Here is a 1,103-nt window from a genome sequence, read left to right on the forward strand (position 1 = left end):
TATCAGGCGCAGGCCGTATTCAAAAGCGCCGATGGCTCAACCTATTACCCTGATTTTGTGATCAATTTACCGGATGGCAAACACCTGATTATTGATAGCAAAGTCTCACTGATTGACTACAGTCAGGCCGTGGCCGCTAGCGATGATGCTAGCCGTCTGCAAGCATTGCAGGATCACGTTAAAGCGGTGAGAAATCATATCGATAATTTGGCCAGCAAGGATTACATCAATCTGTGCGGCATTAATAGCCCGGGCTTTGTGCTGATGTTTATGCCGGTAGAGCCGGCGTATATCGCTGCGTTACAGCATGGTCGTGATTTGTTCAACTACGGCTACGAGAAAAAAGTGATTCTCGTGTCGCATACTACCTTAATGCCGGTACTACGTACGGTTTCTAATTTGTGGATGATTGAACGCAGCAACAGTGAAGCGCAGGAGATCACGGCGCGTGCCGGAGAGATTTACAACCAAGTGTGTGTCGTCGCCGAAAACTTACAGCGCCTAGGTAATACCCTGACAGCGGCCAGCAACCATTACAATAAAACGGTGACAGCATTAGCTGGTCGACAGGGCTTACATGGCAAAGTTGAGCGTTTCCAGCGTTTATCCTCGAATATCACTCGCAGCATGCCGGTGTTAGAGCCGCTAAATGCCGATTTTGAACAAGAACGCTTGGCGATGATGACAGACTCCGGTGCGGAGTAAACGCAAGGCGTGTTTACTACACGTGATACATGCGTAAATAAAAAAGAGGCGAAAGCCTCTTTTTTAGTATGCTTGATGCCGTGCAATTGAGCGTGAAACTAAAACTCATCGCCATTGATCACAGTGTATCAATCATAATCAGTGCGTAATATAGACGCCACCGCGCAGGCCGCTATGGCTAAACAGCACTTGCCATAGTTGAATATCACGAGCACGGAACGCGCCGGCACAGGCATTCAAGTAGTAGCGGAACATCCGATAAAAACGAGGGGAGTAGTTGTCTTTGATTGAATCCCATGCACTGACAAAGTTTTCGTCCCACGCCATCAATGTTTTATCGTAGTCAGCGCCAAAGTTGTGCCAATCTTCCATAATAAGATGTCCTTCCGCTTCGTCGG

The 1,103-nt window shown here is 47.9% G+C and carries 2 protein-coding genes; one reads left to right on the forward strand and one right to left on the reverse strand.

Annotated elements, in window-relative coordinates:
- Positions 1–705: DNA recombination protein RmuC (locus ACRC27_RS01790; RefSeq protein WP_438639043.1), on the forward strand; the 705-nt coding region annotated here is incomplete at its 5' end.
- Between the two features lie 138 nt (positions 706–843).
- Here the strand turns inward: ACRC27_RS01790 and ACRC27_RS01795 are convergent.
- The coding region (locus tag ACRC27_RS01795) for a class I SAM-dependent methyltransferase (protein WP_438639044.1) at positions 844–1,103 on the reverse strand (260 nt) is incomplete at its 5' end.

The organism is Plesiomonas sp. (genome assembly GCF_051650925.1).
GTDB lineage: Bacteria > Pseudomonadota > Gammaproteobacteria > Enterobacterales > CAMTGL01 > Plesiomonas.